Consider the following 19863-nt stretch of genomic DNA (forward strand, 5'->3'; position numbering starts at 1 on the left):
TCCGCTGTTCCGCAAGCTCCGTGCCTATGCCGCCATGGAGAGCAGACCGGTCACCCGGCAAAGACCCGCTTGGGCTTGAACATGCCTTGCTCGATGGCGCCGATGGCGACCAGCTTGCCACGTGACGTCGCGCAGGCCTCTTCCGCCTCCACCGGTGCGTCACGGCCACGGATGATGACCGGATTGCCGAGGCGGATTTTTGTCGCCGCGTCATCGCTGATGGCGATCTGCGGCAGACAGTCGAGCGCCGCTGACGTGTCGACGAGAAGCCCGTCGATGGCGCCGAAGTCGATCGGCACTTCCACCGCGTCAGCAGGATCTGCTTCCGGGTCCGATTTGTCCTCGCCTTGCGCGCCGAAGCGGGCGGCCTCGAGTTCGGCGATGGTGACGAAGTCCTCCGGCGTGAACGGCTCAACCTCGACCCGGCGCAGCTCGCTGATATGGCCGAAGCAGCCGAGGTCGCGGCCCATGTCGCGGGCCAGCGAACGCACATACGTGCCCTTGCCGCATTCGACTTCGAAAATCGTCCGGTCCGGCTTGTGCTCGACAATATCGAGCCGGCCGATCTCGATCTCGCGCGCGGGTATGTCGACCGTCCCGCCTTCGCGGGCGAGGTCGTAGGCGCGCTCGCCCGCAATCTTGATGGCCGAGAATTGCGGCGGCGTCTGCATGATGACGCCGGTGTATTTCGGCAGCAGCGCCCGCACCTCGGCTTCCGCCGGACGCAGCTCGGAGCTCTTCGTCACCGGCCCTTCAAGATCGTCGGTGGAACGCTCATCGCCCCAGGCAACGGTGAAACGATAGACCTTGGCGCCGTCCTGCACGTAGGGCACGGTCTTGGTGGCTTCGCCGAGCGCGATCGGCAGCATGCCGGAGGCAAGAGGGTCGAGCGTGCCGGCATGGCCGGCCTTTTCGGCCTGGAACAGCCATTTGATCTTGGACACGGCCTCGGTCGAGCCCATGCCGACCGGCTTGTCCAGGACCACCCAGCCGGAGACCGGCCGGCCCTTTTTCTTGCCGCGACGCGCCATTATTCTTCTTCCTTATTGTCGTCGCTATCCAGATCGCGCGCCACTTCGGGGGATTTCAGCAGATCGTTGATCCTGGCGAAATTGTCGAAGGACGTATCCAGCCGGAAGCGGAATTCCGGCATGTACTTCATCTGCCTCAGCGCGCCGGAGACGCGGCCGCGCACGAACTTGGCATGCTTGTTCAGCGCCTCGATCACCGCGTCGGCGTCCTTGGCGCCGAGCGGAGAAACAAAGGCGGTGGCGATCTTGAGATCGGGCGACATGCGCACTTCGGAGACCGAAACAACCGAGTTTTCAATCAACGGGTCGATGATCTCGCCACGCTGCAAAGTTTCGGAGAGCGCATGGCGCACCTGCTCGCCGACGCGCAGCATGCGCTGGGATGGACTTGATGTCGTCGAACGGGGCATTTTTCTCAATCCTGAAAGCGTGAGGCGCGGGATGGGACCGTGCCGCATGTCTCAAACGGTCATTCTCAATAGCACTGAGGCGGCGGTCTTTCGACCACCGCCCGGTATCGACGAGCCACTCGAACTCAGAGTGTGCGGGTCACCATCTCGACGCGGAAGCACTCGATGACGTCGCCGACGCGCATGTCCTCGTAGTTCTGGAAGGCCATACCGCACTCCTGGCCGCCAGGGACTTCCGAAACCTCGTCCTTGAAACGCTTCAGGGTCTTCAGCGTGCCTTCGTGGATGACGACGTTGTCGCGGATCAGGCGTACGCCCGCGCCACGTTCGACCTTGCCTTCGGTGACACGGCAGCCGGCGATCTTGCCGACCTTGGTGATGTCGAAGATTTCGAGGATCTCGGCATTGCCGATGAAGGTCTCGCGACGCTCCGGCGACAACAGGCCCGACAGAGCCGCTTTCACATCATCCACCAGGTTGTAGATGATCGAGTAGTAGCGGATCTCGATGCCCGCGGCCGCGGCCGCGGCACGCGCCTGCACATTGGCGCGCACGTTGAAGCCGATGATCGCCGCACCCGATGTTTCCGCCAGCGAGACGTCGCTTTCGGTGATGGCGCCGGCGCCGGAATGGACGATGCGCGCACGCACTTCATCGGTGCCGAGTTTGTCCAGGGCAGCATTGATCGCTTCGATCGAACCCTGCACGTCGCCCTTGATGACCAGCGGGAATTCCTTCAACCCGCTCGTCTGCAGCTGCGACATCATCTGTTCGAGCGAGCCGCGCTGGCCGGCATGCCTGGCCACCGCCTTCTCGCGCGCCAGACGCTGGCGATATTCGGTGATCTCGCGGGCACGGGCTTCGTTGTTGACCACGGCGAAGCGGTCGCCGGCCTGCGGGGTTCCCTGAAGGCCGAGCACCTCGACCGGCATTGCCGGCGGCGCTTCCTTGATCTGATCGCCGCGATCGTTGACCAGCGCGCGCACGCGACCCCATTCGTTGCCGGCGACAAGGATGTCGCCCGGCATCAAGGTGCCGGTCTGCACCAGCACGGTGGCGACGGGACCACGGCCCTTGTCGAGCTGCGCTTCGATGACGACACCCTCGGCGGTGCGGTCGGGGTTGGCCTTGAGGTCGAGGATTTCGGCCTGCAGCAGGATCGCTTCGAGCAACTTGTCGAGATTGGTGCCCTTGGTCGCCGACACCTCGACGTCCAGCACTTCACCGCCCATCGATTCGACGAAGACTTCATGACGCAAGAGTTCCGAGCGCACTTTCTGCGGATCGGCATCATGCTTGTCGATCTTGTTGATCGCCACGATGATCGGAACGCCGGCAGCCTTGGCATGGCTGATCGATTCGATCGTCTGTGGCATGACGCTGTCGTCGGCCGCCACCACCAGGATGGCGATGTCGGTGGCCTGGGCTCCACGGGCGCGCATCGCCGTGAATGCGGCGTGGCCGGGCGTGTCGATGAAGGTGATCTTCTGACCGTTCTTCTCGACCTGATAGGCGCCGATATGCTGGGTGATGCCGCCGGCCTCGCCGGAAACGACATTGGCGTTGCGGATCGCATCGAGCAGCGACGTCTTGCCGTGGTCGACGTGGCCCATGATGGTGACGACCGGCGGACGCGACACGAGGTCTTCCGGACGATCGGCGATATTGAACAAGCCTTCCTCGATATCGGACTCGGCGACGCGGCGGACCGTGTGGCCGAATTCGGTGGCCACCAGCTCGGCCGTATCGGCGTCGATGACGTCGCCCGGCTTCAGAATCTGGCCCTGCTTCATGAAGTACTTGACCAGGTCGACAGCACGCTCGGACATGCGCTGCGCCAATTCCTGGATGGTGATGGTTTCGGGCAGGATCACTTCGCGCATGACCTTCTCGCGCGGCTCATTGTGCATCGCGCGCTTGAATTTCTCCTGGCGGCGACGCATCGACGACAGCGAACGGGCCCGCGCATCCTCGTCGGACAACGCGGAATTCAGTGTCAGCTTGCCACGGCGGCGGTCTTCCTCGCTCTTGGTGGGTTTGGCCGGGCGTGCCACTTCGGGCGTGACCAGGCGGCGCACTGGTGCACCGGCGGTCGCCCGCTTCGGCTTGGCCCCTTCCTCCTCGTCGGCGGTCGCCAACTCAGCGGCTTGCGGTGCGCGGCGGCGTGCTTCTTCCTCGGCGCGACGGCGCGATTCGGCCTCGGTCTGCAACCGGGCCTCTTCCTCGGCCTGGCGGCGTGCGGAGTCCTCGCGTTCGCGCTTGCGGCGCTCCTCGTCCTCGGCGCGGCGCTTGGCCTCGTCGGCTGCGCGCTGACGGTCTTCGACCTCGCGGACCTTCGAGCCCTCGAGCGCCTTGCGGCGCGCTTCCATTTCGCTGCGCGACAGTTCGTTCAGCACCATGCCGCTGCGCTCGACCGGAGGCGGCGGCGGGGGCGGTGCCTTGGGCGCTTCCTGCACGACAGGTGCCGCCACGACTGCCGGCTTCGGCGTGAAGACGGGCGCAGGCGGAGCCGCAGCCGGCTCCGGCTTGTCGCCGGGCAGCGAGAACTTGCGCTTCTTGGTCTCGACCACGACCGACTTGGTACGGCCGTGCGAGAAGTTCTGGCGCACAGTGCCCTGTTCCATGCCGGGGCGCTTCAGCGTCAAGGTCTTCTTCGGTGTAACACTCAACGTCTTGTCGTCGCCCGATTTCGTATCGCTCATTCCATATCCTCTGCGGCATCATCTTCGTCAGCAACGGCCGCAAGCATTGCAAGATCGTCCGGGGTTCCGCCCCGATATCGGTCGAGCGCAACCATGCGCTTCTGGACCGCCTTACCCGCGTCTCCCGCGAGGACGGCAGCATGTATCACATTTGTACCCCCCAATGCCAAGCTCAACTCGGCCTCGGAGAAAAGTTTGTAGGCAAGGATGGAAGGGCCGCCGATATGGACGGTCGCCCGCCGCGCCTGACTGATCTTGCGTACGCCATCGTCGGACGCTTCGGTGGCGTGGAGCACGAAAAGCGCCAGCCCACCGCGCACCGCGCTCTCGACTTTGGTAGCACCGAGCGAAATCGCGCCTGCCTTGCGGGCAAGACCCAGCATGCCCAGAGCGGATCTGGAGAGCAACCCGTCGACCATGCCACCGAGATCGGGCGGCACGACCACCTGTGCCTTAAAGGCGCGGGCAAAAAGGTTCTTGGCCGCTGCCTTCTCGATATGTAGGCGGTCGGCACTCACCCAGCAACCACGGCCGGGCAGATTTCTCTTGAGATCGGGAACGACGGCCGAATCCGGGCCGACGACGAACCGGATCAGTTCATCCGGTTCGGCCTGTTTTCGGGTGACGATGCAGGTGCGATCGTTCATCTCGTCCAAGGGCGGGTTGTGTGCGATGCGGTTTCACCTCACGCACCAACGGCTTCGTCAGCCGTTTCTTCTTCGGCCGCGAGCTCGTCTTCGGTGATCCAGCCGGCCTTGAGGCGAGCGGCCAGAACCATCTGCTCGGCATCGGCGCGCGAAACGCCGTGATTGGCCAGCACGCCGGGATAGACCTTGGTCTCGCCGTCCTTGCGTTCCTTCCAGCCGGTGAGGTCGTCGGCGGCATAGCCGGCGAAATCCTCGATCGTCTTCACGCCGTCCTCGCCGAGCGTCACCATCATGGCGGTGGTGACGCCGGGGATTTCGCGCAGATCATCCGAAACGCCCAGCGCCTTGCGCTTCTCGTCGTGCTCGGCCTCGATCTTCTCCAGATACTCGCGGGCGCGGGTCTGGATTTCAGAGGCGGTATCCTCATCGAAACCGTCGATCGAGGCGATCTCGCCGGCATCGACATAGGCGACTTCCTCGACGCTGGTGAAGCCTTCGGAAGCCAGCACCTGGCCGACCATCTCGTCGACATCGAGCGCTTCCATGAACAGCGCCGAGCGCTCGACGAATTCCTTCTGACGGCGCTCGGATTCCTCGGCCTCGGTCAGGATGTCGATGTCCCAGCCGGTGAGCTGCGAGGCAAGGCGCACGTTCTGGCCGCGGCGGCCGATGGCCAACGACAGCTGATCGTCGGGAACCACCACTTCGATGCGCTCCGCATCCTCGTCGAGCACGACCTTGGCGACTTCCGCCGGCTGCAGTGCATTGACGATGAAGGAGGCGGCCGAAGGCGACCACGGAATGATGTCGATCTTCTCGCCCTGCAATTCGCCGACGACGGCTTGGACGCGGCTGCCGCGCATACCGACGCAGGCGCCGACCGGGTCGATCGAGCTATCACGCGAGATGACGGCGATCTTGGCGCGAGAGCCCGGGTCGCGGGCGACCGACTTGATCTCGATGATGCCGTCATAGATCTCCGGCACTTCCATGGTGAAGAGCTTGGCCATGAACTGCGGATGGGTGCGCGACAGGAATATCTGCGGGCCGCGCTGCTCGCGGCGCACGTCGTAGACATAGGCACGGACGCGGTCGCCGTACTTGTAGTTTTCGCGTGGGATCAGCTCGTCGCGGCGGATGATCGCCTCGCCGCGGCCGAGGTCGACGATGACGTTGCCGTACTCGACGCGCTTGACGGTGCCGTTGACGATCTCACCGATACGGTCCTTGTACTCATCATACTGGCGATCGCGCTCGGCCTCGCGCACCTTCTGCACGATGACCTGCTTGGCCGACTGGGCGGCGATACGGCCGAAATCCATCGGCGGCAGCTGTTCGGCGATGAAATCGCCGAGCTGGGCATCGGGATTACGCTCACGGGCCGAGGAAATGGCGATCTGGGTGGCGTAGTCGTCCACTTTCTCGACCACTTCCATCAGCCGCTGCAGCTTCATCTCGCCGGTGTTCGGGTTGATGTCGGCGCGGATGTTGGTCTCCTGGCCATAACGCGAGCGTGCCGCCTTCTGGATCGCATCGGCCATGGCGGCGATGACGATCGACTTGTCGATGGACTTTTCACGCGCGACCGCATCGGCAATCTGCAGCAGTTCAAGTCTGTTGGCGCTTACAACCATGTTCTTTCTCCCGAGCCTGTTCGCCGGACCTTTGCGCCCGGCAGCTCAATCAAATTTCCTGTTCGTGTTCTTCCGTGGCGTCCGGTTCCGCACCCTCGGACACATCGTCGTCCGGTTCACCGCGGCGTCTCTTGGCTTCCTTGCGCGCCCTGTTGTCCTTCGACAACGCTTCGCGAATGAGGTCGTCGGTCAGGATCAGCCGGACATCGGCAATGGTGTCATAGGGCACGCGCACCGACGGCTCCTCACCATAGGCCGCCTTGTCGCGCTCGATCAGCACGTCGTTCTCACCGGCCTCGGCGATCTTGCCCTTGAAACGCTTGCGGTCAGCGACGACGACCGATGTCTCCATCTTCACCAGATGACCGGTCCAGGTCACGAAATCCGATTTGCGCACCAAGGGCCGGTCGATGCCGGGCGACGAAACTTCGAGATGATATGCCTTTTCGATCGGATCATCGACGTCGAGCGCCGGCGACACCGCGCGGCTGACCTCTTCGCAATCCTCGACGGTCATGGTGCCGTCCTCACGCTCGGCCATGATCTGCAGCGTCAGCCCGTTCTGGCCGGACAGATGCACGCGCACGAGGCGAAAACCGATGCCGCGCAGCACCGGCTGGACGATCAGCGCAATGCGCGCATCGATGCCGCTTTCGCGGATGATGCGGTCGTCACCTTCGCTTGCCGTTGCAGTCATCGATTGCCTGTTGTTCGTTTCGAACCCATCGGCAGGTAATAAAAAAGAGCGGGACCGGGTGGACCCACTCTTCGTCATCCCGACCAAGAATTTGAGGTCGATATAAACGATCCGGGCTGGTGTTTCAAGTCCGCAGTGCCGGCCTGTCGTAAGCACATGAATTGTCCGGATCAGGTAGCACATGAGTTGTCCGGTTTTCATCCCCAGCCAATGGAGCTGGGGGATGGCACGGACAGCATGGCTACAGGGCCGGAGAATGCAGAAGTTCGGGATGTATTGAGCCGCTGGGATCGCGGCGATTTATCGATGATCCCGGCTCCCGGCAAGTTGCTGCGGCCGTTGCCGGTCGGGCGGGCTTACGTCCTGATGAAGGTAAGATAGGCCGGCCGGCGACCCTCGCGAATGGCCTTGGCCTCGTAGCGCGTGCCGGGCCAGCCCTCATAGGAGCGATGCCAGTCCGCCGCCTCATCCGCCTGCCATGCGAAGGCGCCATGCGCCCGGCAATGCAGCAAGGTCCAGTTCACATAAGTGTCGATATCGGACGCGAAGCGGAATTTCGAGCCCGGCTTCAGGACGCGCGCGAAACGGTCGAGATTGACCGGGCTGACGAAACGCCGCTTCCAGTGCTTCTTCTTCGGCCAGGGATCGGGATAGAGAAGGTCGATGCCGTCGAGCGAGGCCGGCGGCAGCCAGTCAAGCAACTGGGTGGCGTCGTCGTCGTAGACCCTGAGATTGGCCAGCGGCGCTGCCCGCACCGCCATCATCATCTTGGCCATGCCGTTGACGAACGGTTCTACGCCGATGAAGCCGATCGTCGGCGCCTCGGTCGCGCGGTGCAGAAGATGTTCACCGCCACCAAAGCCGATCTCGAGCCGAACCGCCGAAACCCCGGTTTTGAACAAGGTCCGCAATTCCGACGGCGCTTCAGCCGTCAGATCGAGCCGGTAGGCGCCGAGGCCGCTTTCCAGCGCCGCCGCCTGCTGCGGGCGAACGGGCTTGCCGCGCCGACGGCCGAAGAAGGCTTCGGTCGTACGGCTTGGCCTGTCTTGCTGGCTCATCTGGTCGCGTGGGTGTCGTGGCAATCAGGCCGCGACAGCATCCTTGAGCGCCTTGGCGAGATCGGTCTTTTCCCAGGAGAAAGACCCGTCACGGCCGGCCTTGCGGCCGAAATGGCCGTAAGACGACGTCTTGGCGTAGATCGGCTTGTTGAGATCGAGATGACGGCGAATGCCTGACGGCGACAGGTCCATCACGGTGCGCAGCGCGTCCTCGAGCTTTGCCTCATCGACCTTGCCGGTGCCGTGCAGGTCGACATAGACCGACAGCGGCTGGGCGACGCCGATGGCATAGGAAAGCTGGATGGTGCAGCGGTCGGCGAGCTTCGCCGCCACGACGTTCTTGGCCAGGTAGCGCGCCGCATAGGCGGCCGACCGGTCGACCTTGGTGGTGTCCTTGCCGGAGAAGGCGCCGCCGCCATGGGGAGCCGCGCCGCCATAGGTGTCGACGATGATCTTGCGGCCGGTCAGGCCGGCATCGCCGTCCGGACCGCCGATGACGAACTTGCCGGTCGGGTTGATGTACCACATGCAGTCGTCAGCGATCTTGAGGTCGCCCAATGCCTCGCGGATATAGGGTTCCACAACCTTGCGGACCTTCTTGGAATCCCAGCTCGAATCGAGATGCTGGGTCGACAGCACGATCTGCGTCGCCTCCGCGGCCTTGCCGTCGACATAGCGGACTGTGACCTGGCTCTTGGCGTCAGGCCCGAGCTTGCCAGCCTCGCCGTTGTTTTCGTGACGGGCGGCGGCCAGAAGCTCAAGGATCTTGTGGCTGTAGTAGATCGGCGCCGGCATCAGGTCCGGCGTCTCGCGGCAGGCATAGCCGAACATGATGCCCTGGTCGCCGGCACCTTCCTCGCCCTGACGGTCGGCGGCGTTGTCCACGCCCTGGCCGATATCAGGCGACTGGCCATGCAGCAGGACCTCGATCTTGGCCGTCTTCCAGTGGAAGCCGGCCTGCTCGTAGCCGATCTCGCGGATCGCCTTGCGGGCGACGGATTTGAACTTGGCCGGATTGACGACTGGATGGCCCGCGGCGTCCTTGAGGATGTTGCCGGCCTTGTCCTTCTTCAAGAGCGTCTCGGGAACGCGCACCTCGCCGGCGATGACGACACGGTTGGTGGTCGCGAGCGTCTCGCAGGCGACACGGACTTTCCACGGGTCCATGCCGGTCTTCTTGGCTTCGCGATAGACCAGATCGACAATTTCGTCGGAGATCCTATCACAGACTTTGTCGGGATGGCCCTCGGCAACGGATTCCGAGGTAAAGAAGTAGTTCTGCCGCGTCACGGGTGTCCCCTCTTGAAAAACGATCGGCAGGCTGCCGATTTTGGCGCGCCACGTGTTAGCGGGGCGGAGCGCTGCTCGTCAAGCGTTGCCGCGGGTCTGGCCTGAATGTCGGAAGCGATATCTTGTGCCACCGGCGGTGCACGCCGCCGGTGCGAAGCGCATCGCCGATCAGTCGAGATCGCCCTCGGCGAGCGATTTCACCAGGTCTATGATCCTGCGGCGCACCTTGACGTCGGCGATCTTGACAAAGGCCCGGTTGAGCTGAAGCCCTTCGGGACTGCCGCAGAATTCGACCGCGAAAGCCATCGAGCTGTCCTCGGCAAAGCCGCGGTTGGCCGTCAACTCCTGGCCCGGCGCATCCTCGAAAAAGAAGGCGACGGGCACACCGAGTATCGAAGCTATCGCCTGCAGACGGCTGGCACCGACGCGATTGGTGCCCTTTTCATATTTCTGGATTTGCTGAAACGTGATGCCGAGATTCTCGCCCAGCTTTTCCTGGCTCATTCCGAGCATATTGCGGCGAAGCCGAACCCGACTTCCAACGTGAATATCGATGGGATTGGGTTTCTTCTTGTTTTCTTCTGTCATTTTTTCCTCGCCGAATTTTTTCGGCTTTGTGTTTTTTCCTGCCCAAACAAAGCCGGAGGCGACTGCCCCAACAGAACGATCCACCGGCTTCGAGAAATTTTCAGGCCGTACAGTATGAGTTTCTAATGTGCCAACTGTCAATTCACCCGTAGCTTTTGCCTTACGTTCAACAGCAGCCCTACCAGCGCAAACAGCAACATGATCAGCATTCCGTTAATGCGCCGCTGGTAGGGCGAAATCACCGTCAGTTCGGAAACAGGCACCTTCACATCGATGACCCCGCGCGCGTCGATCGCCAGCGCATCGACGACGCGGCCATGCGTGTCGACAACGGCCGAGATGCCGTTGTTGGCAGCACGCAACAAGGGCAATCCGTTCTCCACCGCGCGAATCTGGGCCTGCCTGAAATGCTGATACGGTCCCGGCGTGTCGCCGAACCACGCATCATTGGTAACGTTCACAATAAGCTGCGCTGACGTAGCGTCAACTGCCACCAGATCGGGAAAGATCACCTCATAACAGATAAATGGCAGGGCACGAATGCCGCCCGGCAGCGCGATGGGATGGCGCTCGTTGCCGGCCGTGAACGTCAGCGGCCCGGCGACGAGCTGTTCGATGCCGAAACGGCCGAGCAGGTCGGCAAAAGGCAGGTACTCGCCGAACGGCACCAGATGGACCTTGTCCACGGCATCGGCGATTTCGCCCTTGTCGTTGATCGCCACAACGGAGTTGTAGTAGCGGCTGTCGGTGCTGGCTGCCGAGCCGCCCTCTTCACGCACGACGCCGGCGATCAGCATCTGGCCGTCGCCCAGCATGTCGCCCAGCGCCGTCAAGGCATCGGGGCGCTCGGTGAAAAGGAACGGCACCGAGGTTTCCGGCCAGAGAATCAGCTGCGGTTTTTCGTGACCTGGGTCCGGAGCCTTGGCGGACAGGCCCAGCAAGGTGGCGAAGATGCGGTCGCGCACCGAGGCGTTCCATTTTTCCGACAGGTCGACGGCCGGCTGGACGATGCGGACATCGAGACTGCGCGTCGCCGGCTTTTCGGGGGCCGTGAGCCTGACATAGCCAAAGCCGACATGGGCTGCGGCGAGTATGACAAACAGCGTGGCGCCCAGCCGAAGATGCCGGCGCGTCGCCAGCAGCGCCGGCAGTGCGAAAAGGAAGACCGCGAGCGCGTTCATGCCGATCATGCCGGTCACCGAGACGCTCTGCATCAAAATAGGTACAGGCATCGCCGCGTAACCGACGGCATTCCAGGGAAAACCGGTGAACAGGAAGCCGCGCAGCCACTCCGCCAGCGCAAAACCGAAGGCAAGGGCGGCGATACGGCCGATATCGCTGCTCCACAGGAGCTTGGCGACCATCGTCGCGAAGCCATAGAAAAATGCGAGCGCGAAAGGAATGCCTACCACAGCGAAGGGAAGCGCCCAGGCAAAGTCGTCGGCCTCGACCAGCAGCGCCGAGCCGATCCACCAGAGGCCGGCGAGGAAATAGCCGAAGCCGAACCACCAGCCGACGGCGAAGGCCGGCCGCAGCCGCCGCAACAGGCTGCCGGAGGCTTCGCCAGTCGCGCCATCGAGCAGCCAGACCAGCACCGGAAACGAAATGAAACAGGCGGCGAAGAAATCGTAGGGCGCCTGGCCCAGCACCGCCAGCGCTCCGGCCAAAAAGGCCACCAGCGCGCGGCGCCAGCCCCAGAGCAGAATTATCCGACCGGCAAGGCGCACCATGAATACTTCCGAGTCGCGAGAATCAGGACGCAAGATTTATCAGGCCGCGGCCTGCAATCCAAACGCCGGCGCCACCACCCGGCTGCGCTCTACCGGTGCCAGCCTTCGATGCGCAAGCCACCCAATCGCTCGGCCTCTTCACGGGAAACAGAACGGATTGATTGCGTGAACGTCCAGATATGGCCTTCAGGATCGCGCGCCCGATACTGGCGTTCGCCGTAGAACTGGTCCGCCGGCTCCTGGATTATGGCAGCACCGGCCGCGCGGGCTTGCTCGCAATGTGCATCCAGGCCGTCTCTCAGCCTGATATAGACCGACTGCGTGTTCTTGCCGCCGACCGATGCGGGGCTCGGGACGTGATCGGCCCATTCGGAATCGACGATGATGTAGCCATCCCCGAACCGCATCTCGGCATGGACCAGTTTTCTATCGGCATCGCTGACCACCATGCTGCGCTCGAAGCCGAAGGCCGCTTCGAGCCAATCCAGCGCCGCACGCGGGTCGCGGTAGAATACGCCAGAACCGAGGACCGGATGCTCGAACGGATCCTCGACCGTCATGGCGCGGAGCTTTTCAGGCCTGTTCGGTGCGCGCCGTGGCGCGCCGGCGGCGCTCGCCCTTCTGGCTCTGCACGATGCGGACACGCTTGACGCGGCGCGGATCGGCGTCGAGCACATGGAACTCGAAGCCGGGAATGGCCTGCACCACCTCGCCGCGCGCCGGCACGCGGCCGAGCGTGTTGAAGATCATGCCGCCAATGGTGGCCACATATTCGCCATGTTCACCCGCGGCGAAATCCTCGCCGATCATCTTGGCGACCTCGTCGATCTCGGCCTTGCCGTCGACGATGAACACGCCGTCACCGGTCTGAGTGATCATCGGCTCGTCGTCGTCGTGCTCGTCCTCGATGTCGCCGACCACCATCTCGACGATGTCCTCGAGCGAGACGAGGCCGTCCGTGCCGCCATATTCGTCGATGACCAGGGCCATTTGCGTGCGCGTCGTCTGCATGCGGCCCATCAGGTCGGAAGCAAGCATCGACGGCGGCACGAACAGGACCTGACGGATCAGGTTGAGCTCCCCGATGGTGCGTGCGAGGTCGACCTGGGCAAGATCGAGAACCGTGGCGACGGGCGTTTTGCGGGTCGTGCGGCCCTTCCTGACGCGCGCAATCTTGGTGATATGGGCCAGCACGTCGCGGATATGGACCATGCCGCGCGGGTCGTCGAGCGTCTCGGAATAGACCGGCATGCGGGAATGGCCGGATTGTTCGAACATGCCAAGCAAGTCACCAAGCGTCGTGGCGATCTCGACCGCCTCGATATCGGCGCGCGGCACCATGACGTCCTCGACGCGCACTTCGCGCAGGCGCAGGATGTTGTTGAGCATGGCACGTTCGCCAGGCGAGAAGGATTCGACATCGCTTGTCGTTTCGGCGAGCGCGCCGGCGATCTCCTCGCGCAGGCTGGTGCCGTTGCGTTGCCGGAACAGGCCCAGCACGCGGTTGAACAGGGAGGGACCGGCAGGCGACGGGCCGGTGGCGGCGCTGCCGGTGTTGGCGACACCAGCGGTAACGGTACTGGGACTTGATCCCTCTTCCGACGTATCGGAAGCCTTGATCGCACTGCCGGCATCGGGGCGGGCGGCAGTCTCTGGTTTGTCGTTCATCGTCGTCCGGTCAATTGATCTTTTTAGTTACGCGTAGGGATCGCGAATGGCAAGCCTTGCAAGCGCGGCGCGCTCGATGGCTTCCATCTCCTCGGCCTCGGCGTCGGTCTCGTGATCATGACCCATGAGATGCAGCAGGCCATGGATGAGGAGATGGCAGATATGGTTCTCCAGCGGCATGTCTTCCAGTGCCGCCTCGCGCGCCACGGTTTCGGCGGCAAGCACGATGTCGCCGAGCATCGGCGGCAGCGGACCACCTTTCACATGCGGAAAAGCCGGGAAAGACAAGACGTTAGTGGGCTTGTCCTTGCCGCGCCAGTCCGCATTCAAGGTACGGATATGGGCATCGTCGGAAAAAACAATGCTGAGTTCGGAACGACCCGTCACACCCGTCTCGGCGAAGGCGGCGTCAACCGCGCGATCGACCAGCCGCGTCAGGCTTGCTTCATCGGGCCAGTCGCCCGCCTCAATCGATATATCGATCTCGACGGGAACCGGAAAGCTCCCGCCGCCGGATGTGCTGTCCTCAGGCATGAGGCCGCATCGTCACATCAATTCTCGGCGCCAAGGCCACGAGCCAGCTTGGTGTCCCGGTCATAGGCCCTGACGATTTCGGCCACCAGCGGATGGCGAACGACGTCGACGTCGTTGAAGCGCACGGTTACCGCGCCTGCCACACCGTCGAGCACACGCAAGGCTTCGACCAGGCCTGATTTGGTGCTCGGGGGAAGATCGATCTGGGTGGGATCGCCGGTGACGATCATGCGCGAGTTCTCGCCGAGACGGGTGAGAAACATCTTCATCTGCATCGGCGTGGTGTTCTGCGCCTCGTCGAGAATGACGGCGGCGTGCGCCAGCGTACGGCCGCGCATGAAGGCAAGCGGCGCGATTTCGATCACTTCGGCGGCAATCGCACGCTCGACCTTGTCGGCCGGCATCATGTCGTAGAGCGCGTCATAGAGCGGGCGCAGATACGGATCGACCTTCTCCTTCATGTCACCCGGCAGGAAGCCCAGCCGTTCGCCGGCCTCGACGGCCGGTCGCGACAAAATGATGCGTTCGACCATGCCGCGCTCGAGCAGCATCGCCGCATGCGCCACCGCCAGATAGGTCTTGCCGGTGCCGGCCGGACCGATGCCGAACACCAGTTCGGACCGCTCCAGCGCCCGCATATAGGCGTCCTGGTTCAGCGAGCGGGCATAGATGGTCTTCTTGCGGGTAGCGATCTGGGCGGCGGAGACCTTGCCCTTGCGCTCCAATGTCGGCAGCGTGAGCTGATCATCGGCGGCGACAGCCATGCGGACGGCACCGTCGACATCGGACTGGCCGATATCGACACCCTTCTGCAGGATGCCGTAGAGATTGTCCAAGGCGCGGCGCGCCTGTTCGGCGGCAGAAGCGGACCCCTTGATGGTCAACTGGTTGCCGCGCGACCGGATGTCGACGCCGAGCTTCTGCTCCAGCCGGGCGAGGTTTTCATCGAATTGGCCGTAAAGGGCGCTGGCAAGCTTGTTGTTGTCGAAAGTCAGAACGATGTGCGCCATGTCAGAAGCCCCGGATGCGGGTACCGGGGGCAGATTCTTCAGCTCCGCTGCGCTCAACCGTCTCTCCTCATCTGCCGAGACCCTCAGGCCAATTCGGCGAACAGGCTGTTGTGGCCCGTCTTCGTGATTCGCACCTTGATAATGTCACCGATTTCGCCGGCCATTTCATCAACAATAACCGGCTGCAGCCAAGGCGAGCGACCAACCTTCTGGCCGGCCTGGCGGCCGGGCTTCTCGATCAATGTATCTATGGTGCTGCCGACCAAACTCAAGCCGAAATCCTGCTGTTGTTTCAACAGCAGTGCCTGCAGGCGCTGCAGGCGCTCATCCTTGACCGCTTCCGGCACGTGGTCGGGCATGTCGGCGCCCGGCGTGCCGGGGCGCGGCGAATATTTGAACGAGAAGGCCGAGGCGTAGTTCACCTGGCGCACCAGTTCCATCGTCGCCTCGAAATCGGTTTCCGTCTCGCCGGGGAAACCGACGATGAAGTCGCCCGACAGCGCGATATCGGGACGGGCAGCACGGATGCGGTCGAGCAGCGCCAGATAGTCCCGCGCAGTATGCCTGCGGTTCATCGCCTTCAGAATGCGATCCGAGCCGGATTGCACCGGCAGATGCAGATAGGGCATCAGCGACGGCAGGTCCCGGTGCGCCGCGATCAGTTCGTCGTCCATGTCGCGCGGATGGCTGGTGGTATAGCGCAGCCGCGCCAGGCCGGGGATTTCAGACAACCTGAACAGCAGGCGGCCGAGACCCCATTCCTGACCGTTCTCGCCCTCGCCATGCCAAGCGTTGACGTTCTGGCCGAGCAGCGTCACCTCACGCACCCCGGCCTCGGCCAGGCGCTCGGCCTCCGCGACGATCTGCGCCACCGGCCGCGACACTTCCGAACCTCTGGTATAAGGCACGACGCAGAAGGTGCAGAACTTGTCGCAACCTTCCTGGACGGTGAGGAAGGCGGTGACGCCGCGCTTGATCACCTCGGCACGCTTGGGCTGCGGCAGATGCTCGAATTTGTCCTCGATGGCGTATTCGGTCTCGACGATCTTCTCGCCGCCGCGAACCCGGGCCAGCACGTCGGGCAGACGGTGATAGGTCTGCGGCCCGATGACCAGGTCGACGGCCGGCGACCGGCGGATGATCTCGGCGCCCTCGGCCTGCGCCACGCAGCCGGCGACGCCGATCAGCATCTCGCGGCCGGTGCTGGCGCGCTCGACCTTCATGTCACGGATACGGCCAAGTTCCGAATAGACCTTTTCGGCGGCTTTTTCCCTGATATGGCAGGTGTTGAGCAGCACCAGATCGGCCTCGCCGATGGCATCGGTCGCGGTATAGCCGTCGGCGACCAGCGCATCGGTCATGCGCTGTGAATCATAGACGTTCATCTGGCAGCCATAGGTCTTGATGAAGACCTTCTTCGCTGCCGTGGTGCGCACCGCCGGCTGTCCGGCCACGGTGCCGATGTCGTCGCTTTCAATCGTGTTCAAGTCCATCCGGCGGCTTCTAACGCCTTTCCGTGACAAAAAACAGACGATTCTGGCATGCGTCAGCTGGCGCATGCCGGCGGCTAACGGCTCGGGAGCGGATCGGCGAGGGCCGCCTGCATCATCTCGCGCACCCGGCCTTCCATCAGCTTGGCCGTTTCCTTGCGGTTGGAACCCTTGGCAAAGGCGATCGGTTCGCCAAAATGCACCTCCACGTCGAGGGCGCCCTCGGCCATCAGCACCTTGAGATGCGGCATCAGGTCCTCGTCGCCGATCCAGGCGGCGATCGGGCGGTGGCGGCGGCCGAGCGGCACGCCGTGCAGCCGCGTGTAGGCGATCGCCATGGGCTGGATGAACACTTCCTGCGCGGCACCTTCCGAGATCGCCATCGAGGCGGCGCCGAACAGCGTGCTCTTGAAGGGCAGGACGACATTGCCGTCACCGGTCGACCCCTCCGCGAACAGCACCATGGCGTCGCCCTTGGCCATCCGATTGGCGATCTCGCTGGCCTGGTCGCCCGAGGAGCGCTTGCGTTCGCGCTCGATGAAGACGGTACGCTGCAGCTTCGACAGCATGCCGATCAGCGGCCAGCCTTCCATGTCGGCCCTGGCGATGAACTTCACATCGGCAAAAGAGCCCAGCACCATGATGTCGGTCCAGGAAATGTGGTTGGAGGCCACCAGCAAGGGCCGCTTGGCCGACAGCGTTCCCCTGACATGAATGCGCATGCCGAGCGCCCGGATGATCAGCCGGTGCCAGATCTTGAGGACGAAGGCTTCCGGCCACCAGCCCGTCTTCATCGACAGGATCTGCAGCGGCACGAGAACCAGCGACCCGGCGACGACAAGGCCCAGCGCCAGGAAAATCCTGATTTTTCCGATCATATGTCCTGGCCCTACCCGATCCCTCGCTAGCGAAGATCGCGGCGCATGACAAGCGCGCCGGTCGGCCCGCGATCAGGCGACTTGTAGTAATCCGGGCGCTTGCCGACTTCCCGAAAACCCAGCCTACGATAGAGTGCGATCGCGGCGGCATTGGTCTCATCGACCTCGAGGAACAGGGCTTCGGCACGCTGCGAATGCAGTTCGCGCAGCACCGCGTCCATCAACTGCCAGCCCAGGCCCTGGCGGCGATGCGATCGCGCCACCGCGACGGTCAGGATTTCACCCTCGCCCGCGGCCAGCCGGGCGAGGACGAAGCCAACAGGCGGCTTGTCGCCCTGCCCGGTTTCGCGCGCGGCATAGCCAAAGACGGTGTCCTGTTCGAGCAAGGCAGCGAACTCACCGTCGGTCCATGGGCGGACAAAGTCCTCGCGGTGCAGCACCGAGACAGCGGGGCTGTCGGTGACCCTTAGCGGCTCGAGCGCGTAGTCCCGGCGACGCGATTGGAGAAAGGGTATACGCATCAATTCTCGTTTTCTCGCCTGACCATGATCTGTGGACAAACGGGACCGTTTGCCCGCGAAAACCGGCTTCCACTTTTCGGGATCATGGTCTTTGCCTCAAAAGTATAAATCCGGCCTGTGGCTTGGCATCGGCACCGCGCAGATAAAGCGGCTTCGGCCTTTCGCCCTGTCCCTTTGCGGCAGCCAGCCGGGCGTAGGTGAGGATGTCGGCGGTTGCTGTCCGAGGGCCGATGTCGAAGGTGCGGCCGGCCGCTTCAGCGATCAGCGTCGCTGCCGTACCGGCGAGCACCGCGGAATGCTCCGACGCCATGGCTACCGCGTTGGCAAGCGTGGTCACCGCCGGACCGTAAGTCAACACTGACATTTTATCATAGAGCGCGGCATGGATTTCCTCGCGTCCGGCATCGAGCGCCGCCAGCACGGCACGGCCTGGAATTGCGGTGGCCGCCTCGGCGGCCAGCGCCTCGAGGGTCGTCACCCCGATTGCCGGCACCTTGAGCGCCAGCGCCAGGCCGCGCGCGGTCGACACACCGACGCGCAGGCCGGTGAAAGAGCCGGGGCCAACGGAAACGGCAATGGCGCCAAGGCCGGCGTAGTCGGTCGCGCCGGCCTTCAACGCTTCGGCGATGACGGCCATCAGGTGCTCGGCATGGCCTTTGCCCAGATCGAGCACCGAACGGCCGACCTCCCGCCCGACCGCCGCGTCGTAGACGCAGGCGGCGCAAAGGCTGGCGGCACAGTCGATGGCGAGAACTTTCATGAAACGACCGGTTCGAGAAACAATTCCCTGTGCCCGCCATAGCGCGCAACCGCAAGGGTATAGTGCACAATTTGTTAAGCGGCTTCGGTTTGGCCTGGCAGAAGAGCTTACACCGCCTGCTCTATGCGCAGCATGTGGTTGTCCCAGACATAGGCCGGTTCCGACCGCGTGCCACCATTGCCCTCGATGATCTCGCCGGCGCCCGTGGTGGCCATGAAGCCGGCCCGGTCGGGCGCCACGCCGCAGACCTCGACCAGCGCGCTGGAGGAGACGACCCGGCCGCTGCCCGCATCGATCACGACCAGCGAATTGCCTTCCGGCGAGGAAACGGCGACGGTACCGGCAACAGGATTGGCGGCGACCGAGCCGATATAGTTGCGGAAACCCGACAGCACGTCCTGCGGCATGCCGAGCAAAGCCAACTCCTTGCCCCGCGCCGCCCGCCCAACCAGCAGCGGACGATCGGTGCCGGGGCCCCGGTACTGGCAACCGAACCAGACGGCGCCCGTCTGGTCGGTATCCATGTGGCGGATCGACAATTGGTGCAGTGCAGCCGGCAATTCATGCTTTTCGATCAGGTCGCCGGTGACGCGGTCGACAAGGACATAGGAGGGTTTCATCGTCGCAATGTTAAGCTCGGCGCGGCCATAGTCGGGATGGGTCTCGATGCCGCCATTGGCGACCGCGATCGTCTTGCCGTCGCCCAGCAGCAGAAGTTCGTGCGGACCCATGCCGTAGGTCGGGAATTCGCCGATGCGACTGAATTTCGCCCGCGCATCGTAGACGCCGACCACGCCGGCCGCGTTGTCGAAATCGTTCTCGGTGGCGTAGAGCAACGCGCCGTCGGGCGAGAACACGCCGTGACCGAAGAAGTGCCGGCCGGTGATGCTGGCGATGGTTTGCGGAGCGTCGCGCCCCGTGTGGTCGAAAACGACGGCGAAGGTGCCGGGCTGGCGGGCGAAGACCACCGAACGCTTCGATATGGGATCGAAGGTGACGTCATGGCCGCGATCGGGCAAGTCGATCGCATGCAGAAGCTTGCCGGCCTCGGATAGAACGGCAGCGCCAAAACTGCCGTCGCGCTTGACGAAGGCGGTGGCGAAGACCGCGTCAGCAGCAAGCGTGTTTGCCCAGACGGAGGGCGTCACGGCGGCGGCGAAGCCGATGCCGGCGGCCCTCAAGAAATCGCGGCGGTCGATGAGCAATCTCTTCATG

At 63.7% G+C, this 19863-nt stretch carries 19 protein-coding genes; all 19 read right to left on the reverse strand.

The window, feature by feature from the left end; all coding sequences use genetic code 11:
• Positions 1 to 50: 50 nt before the first annotated feature.
• The 19 genes from truB to M653_RS0103515 all read right to left on the reverse strand — a co-directional run bounded on the left by truB (position 51) and on the right by M653_RS0103515 (position 19862).
• Entirely contained in the window at positions 51 to 1031 is a 981-nt protein-coding gene (truB, locus tag M653_RS0103425) for a tRNA pseudouridine(55) synthase TruB (protein WP_027142033.1), read from the reverse strand.
• Positions 1031 to 1441, reverse strand: a complete 411-nt coding sequence (rbfA, locus tag M653_RS0103430; RefSeq protein ID WP_027142034.1) for a 30S ribosome-binding factor RbfA — start codon at positions 1439 to 1441, stop codon at positions 1031 to 1033. The genes truB and rbfA overlap by 1 nt, the downstream gene beginning before the upstream one ends.
• A gap of 125 nt (positions 1442 to 1566) precedes the next feature.
• Complete coding sequence (infB, locus tag M653_RS0103435) at positions 1567 to 4143, reverse strand: translation initiation factor IF-2 (RefSeq protein WP_027142035.1); 2577 nt, start codon at positions 4141 to 4143, stop codon at positions 1567 to 1569.
• A complete protein-coding gene (locus tag M653_RS0103440) occupies positions 4140 to 4790 on the reverse strand; it encodes an RNA-binding protein (RefSeq protein ID WP_013891268.1) in 651 nt (216 codons plus the stop codon). Before M653_RS0103440 ends, infB begins: the two co-directional genes overlap by 4 nt.
• A gap of 38 nt (positions 4791 to 4828) precedes the next feature.
• Positions 4829 to 6424, reverse strand: coding sequence for a transcription termination factor NusA (nusA, locus tag M653_RS0103445; RefSeq protein ID WP_027142036.1), 1596 nt, complete (start codon positions 6422 to 6424; stop codon positions 4829 to 4831).
• Positions 6425 to 6473: 49 nt separating this feature from the next.
• Entirely contained in the window at positions 6474 to 7121 is a 648-nt protein-coding gene (gene rimP, locus M653_RS0103450) for a ribosome maturation factor RimP (RefSeq protein WP_027142037.1), read from the reverse strand.
• A 356-nt stretch (positions 7122 to 7477) separates the two neighbouring features.
• Positions 7478 to 8179 carry a tRNA (guanosine(46)-N(7))-methyltransferase TrmB gene (locus tag M653_RS0103455; RefSeq protein WP_027142038.1) on the reverse strand — a complete coding sequence of 234 codons (702 nt, stop codon included), beginning with the start codon at positions 8177 to 8179 and terminating at the stop codon, positions 7478 to 7480.
• Between the two features lie 24 nt (positions 8180 to 8203).
• Positions 8204 to 9469 carry a methionine adenosyltransferase gene (gene metK / locus M653_RS0103460; protein WP_027142039.1) on the reverse strand — a complete coding sequence of 422 codons (1266 nt, stop codon included), beginning with the start codon at positions 9467 to 9469 and terminating at the stop codon, positions 8204 to 8206.
• Positions 9470 to 9637: 168 nt separating this feature from the next.
• Positions 9638 to 10057, reverse strand: coding sequence for a helix-turn-helix transcriptional regulator (locus M653_RS0103465; RefSeq protein ID WP_027142040.1), 420 nt, complete (start codon positions 10055 to 10057; stop codon positions 9638 to 9640).
• A gap of 137 nt (positions 10058 to 10194) precedes the next feature.
• Positions 10195 to 11787 (reverse strand): apolipoprotein N-acyltransferase, encoded by a 1593-nt coding sequence (gene lnt / locus M653_RS0103470; protein WP_027142041.1) that lies wholly within the window; start codon positions 11785 to 11787, stop codon positions 10195 to 10197.
• Positions 11788 to 11876: 89 nt separating this feature from the next.
• Complete coding sequence (locus M653_RS0103475) at positions 11877 to 12347, reverse strand: VOC family protein (protein ID WP_027142042.1); 471 nt, start codon at positions 12345 to 12347, stop codon at positions 11877 to 11879.
• Positions 12348 to 12360: 13 nt separating this feature from the next.
• Positions 12361 to 13455 carry a hemolysin family protein gene (locus tag M653_RS0103480; RefSeq protein ID WP_027142043.1) on the reverse strand — a complete coding sequence of 365 codons (1095 nt, stop codon included), beginning with the start codon at positions 13453 to 13455 and terminating at the stop codon, positions 12361 to 12363.
• 27 nt (positions 13456 to 13482) lie between these two features.
• Positions 13483 to 13989, reverse strand: coding sequence for an rRNA maturation RNase YbeY (gene ybeY, locus M653_RS0103485; RefSeq protein ID WP_027142044.1), 507 nt, complete (start codon positions 13987 to 13989; stop codon positions 13483 to 13485).
• A 17-nt stretch (positions 13990 to 14006) separates the two neighbouring features.
• The gene (locus M653_RS0103490; RefSeq protein WP_027142045.1) at positions 14007 to 14999 is read right to left on the reverse strand and encodes a PhoH family protein; all 993 of its coding nucleotides are present in this window, start codon (positions 14997 to 14999) and stop codon (positions 14007 to 14009) included.
• An 83-nt stretch (positions 15000 to 15082) separates the two neighbouring features.
• Complete coding sequence (gene miaB, locus M653_RS0103495) at positions 15083 to 16492, reverse strand: tRNA (N6-isopentenyl adenosine(37)-C2)-methylthiotransferase MiaB (RefSeq protein ID WP_027142046.1); 1410 nt, start codon at positions 16490 to 16492, stop codon at positions 15083 to 15085.
• A 74-nt stretch (positions 16493 to 16566) separates the two neighbouring features.
• Positions 16567 to 17367 carry a 1-acyl-sn-glycerol-3-phosphate acyltransferase gene (locus M653_RS0103500; protein WP_027142047.1) on the reverse strand — a complete coding sequence of 267 codons (801 nt, stop codon included), beginning with the start codon at positions 17365 to 17367 and terminating at the stop codon, positions 16567 to 16569.
• A 26-nt stretch (positions 17368 to 17393) separates the two neighbouring features.
• Positions 17394 to 17888, reverse strand: coding sequence for a ribosomal protein S18-alanine N-acetyltransferase (gene rimI / locus M653_RS0103505; RefSeq protein WP_027142048.1), 495 nt, complete (start codon positions 17886 to 17888; stop codon positions 17394 to 17396).
• Positions 17889 to 17970: 82 nt separating this feature from the next.
• Positions 17971 to 18648 carry a tRNA (adenosine(37)-N6)-threonylcarbamoyltransferase complex dimerization subunit type 1 TsaB gene (tsaB, locus tag M653_RS0103510; protein WP_027142049.1) on the reverse strand — a complete coding sequence of 226 codons (678 nt, stop codon included), beginning with the start codon at positions 18646 to 18648 and terminating at the stop codon, positions 17971 to 17973.
• Between the two features lie 107 nt (positions 18649 to 18755).
• Positions 18756 to 19862 (reverse strand): DUF1513 domain-containing protein, encoded by a 1107-nt coding sequence (locus M653_RS0103515; protein ID WP_027142050.1) that lies wholly within the window; start codon positions 19860 to 19862, stop codon positions 18756 to 18758.
• Position 19863 lies beyond the last annotated feature (1 nt).

It is taken from the genome of Mesorhizobium sp. WSM3626, from assembly GCF_000513935.1.
Lineage (GTDB): Bacteria > Pseudomonadota > Alphaproteobacteria > Rhizobiales > Rhizobiaceae > Mesorhizobium > Mesorhizobium salmacidum.

What these genes read in the sequence shown, in the direction of transcription:
- nusA (WP_027142036.1), bottom strand. Translation starts at nt 6,424, where the DNA reads ATGGTTGTAAGCGCCAACAGACTTGAACTGCTGCAGATTGCCGATGCG.
- M653_RS0103465 (WP_027142040.1), bottom strand. Translation starts at nt 10,057, where the DNA reads ATGACAGAAGAAAACAAGAAGAAACCCAATCCCATCGATATTCACGTT.
- rimP (WP_027142037.1), bottom strand. Translation starts at nt 7,121, where the DNA reads ATGACTGCAACGGCAAGCGAAGGTGACGACCGCATCATCCGCGAAAGC.
- rimI (WP_027142048.1), bottom strand. Translation starts at nt 17,888, where the DNA reads ATGCGTATACCCTTTCTCCAATCGCGTCGCCGGGACTACGCGCTCGAG.
- M653_RS0103475 (WP_027142042.1), bottom strand. Translation starts at nt 12,347, where the DNA reads ATGACGGTCGAGGATCCGTTCGAGCATCCGGTCCTCGGTTCTGGCGTA.
- ybeY (WP_027142044.1), bottom strand. Translation starts at nt 13,989, where the DNA reads ATGCCTGAGGACAGCACATCCGGCGGCGGGAGCTTTCCGGTTCCCGTC.
- tsaB (WP_027142049.1), bottom strand. Translation starts at nt 18,648, where the DNA reads ATGAAAGTTCTCGCCATCGACTGTGCCGCCAGCCTTTGCGCCGCCTGC.
- M653_RS0103440 (WP_013891268.1), bottom strand. Translation starts at nt 4,790, where the DNA reads ATGAACGATCGCACCTGCATCGTCACCCGAAAACAGGCCGAACCGGAT.
- miaB (WP_027142046.1), bottom strand. Translation starts at nt 16,492, where the DNA reads ATGGACTTGAACACGATTGAAAGCGACGACATCGGCACCGTGGCCGGA.
- M653_RS0103490 (WP_027142045.1), bottom strand. Translation starts at nt 14,999, where the DNA reads ATGGCGCACATCGTTCTGACTTTCGACAACAACAAGCTTGCCAGCGCC.
- rbfA (WP_027142034.1), bottom strand. Translation starts at nt 1,441, where the DNA reads ATGCCCCGTTCGACGACATCAAGTCCATCCCAGCGCATGCTGCGCGTC.
- M653_RS0103515 (WP_027142050.1), bottom strand. Translation starts at nt 19,862, where the DNA reads ATGAAGAGATTGCTCATCGACCGCCGCGATTTCTTGAGGGCCGCCGGC.
- truB (WP_027142033.1), bottom strand. Translation starts at nt 1,031, where the DNA reads ATGGCGCGTCGCGGCAAGAAAAAGGGCCGGCCGGTCTCCGGCTGGGTG.
- M653_RS0103500 (WP_027142047.1), bottom strand. Translation starts at nt 17,367, where the DNA reads ATGATCGGAAAAATCAGGATTTTCCTGGCGCTGGGCCTTGTCGTCGCC.
- infB (WP_027142035.1), bottom strand. Translation starts at nt 4,143, where the DNA reads ATGAGCGATACGAAATCGGGCGACGACAAGACGTTGAGTGTTACACCG.
- M653_RS0103480 (WP_027142043.1), bottom strand. Translation starts at nt 13,455, where the DNA reads ATGAACGACAAACCAGAGACTGCCGCCCGCCCCGATGCCGGCAGTGCG.
- lnt (WP_027142041.1), bottom strand. Translation starts at nt 11,787, where the DNA reads ATGGTGCGCCTTGCCGGTCGGATAATTCTGCTCTGGGGCTGGCGCCGC.
- M653_RS0103455 (WP_027142038.1), bottom strand. Translation starts at nt 8,179, where the DNA reads ATGAGCCAGCAAGACAGGCCAAGCCGTACGACCGAAGCCTTCTTCGGC.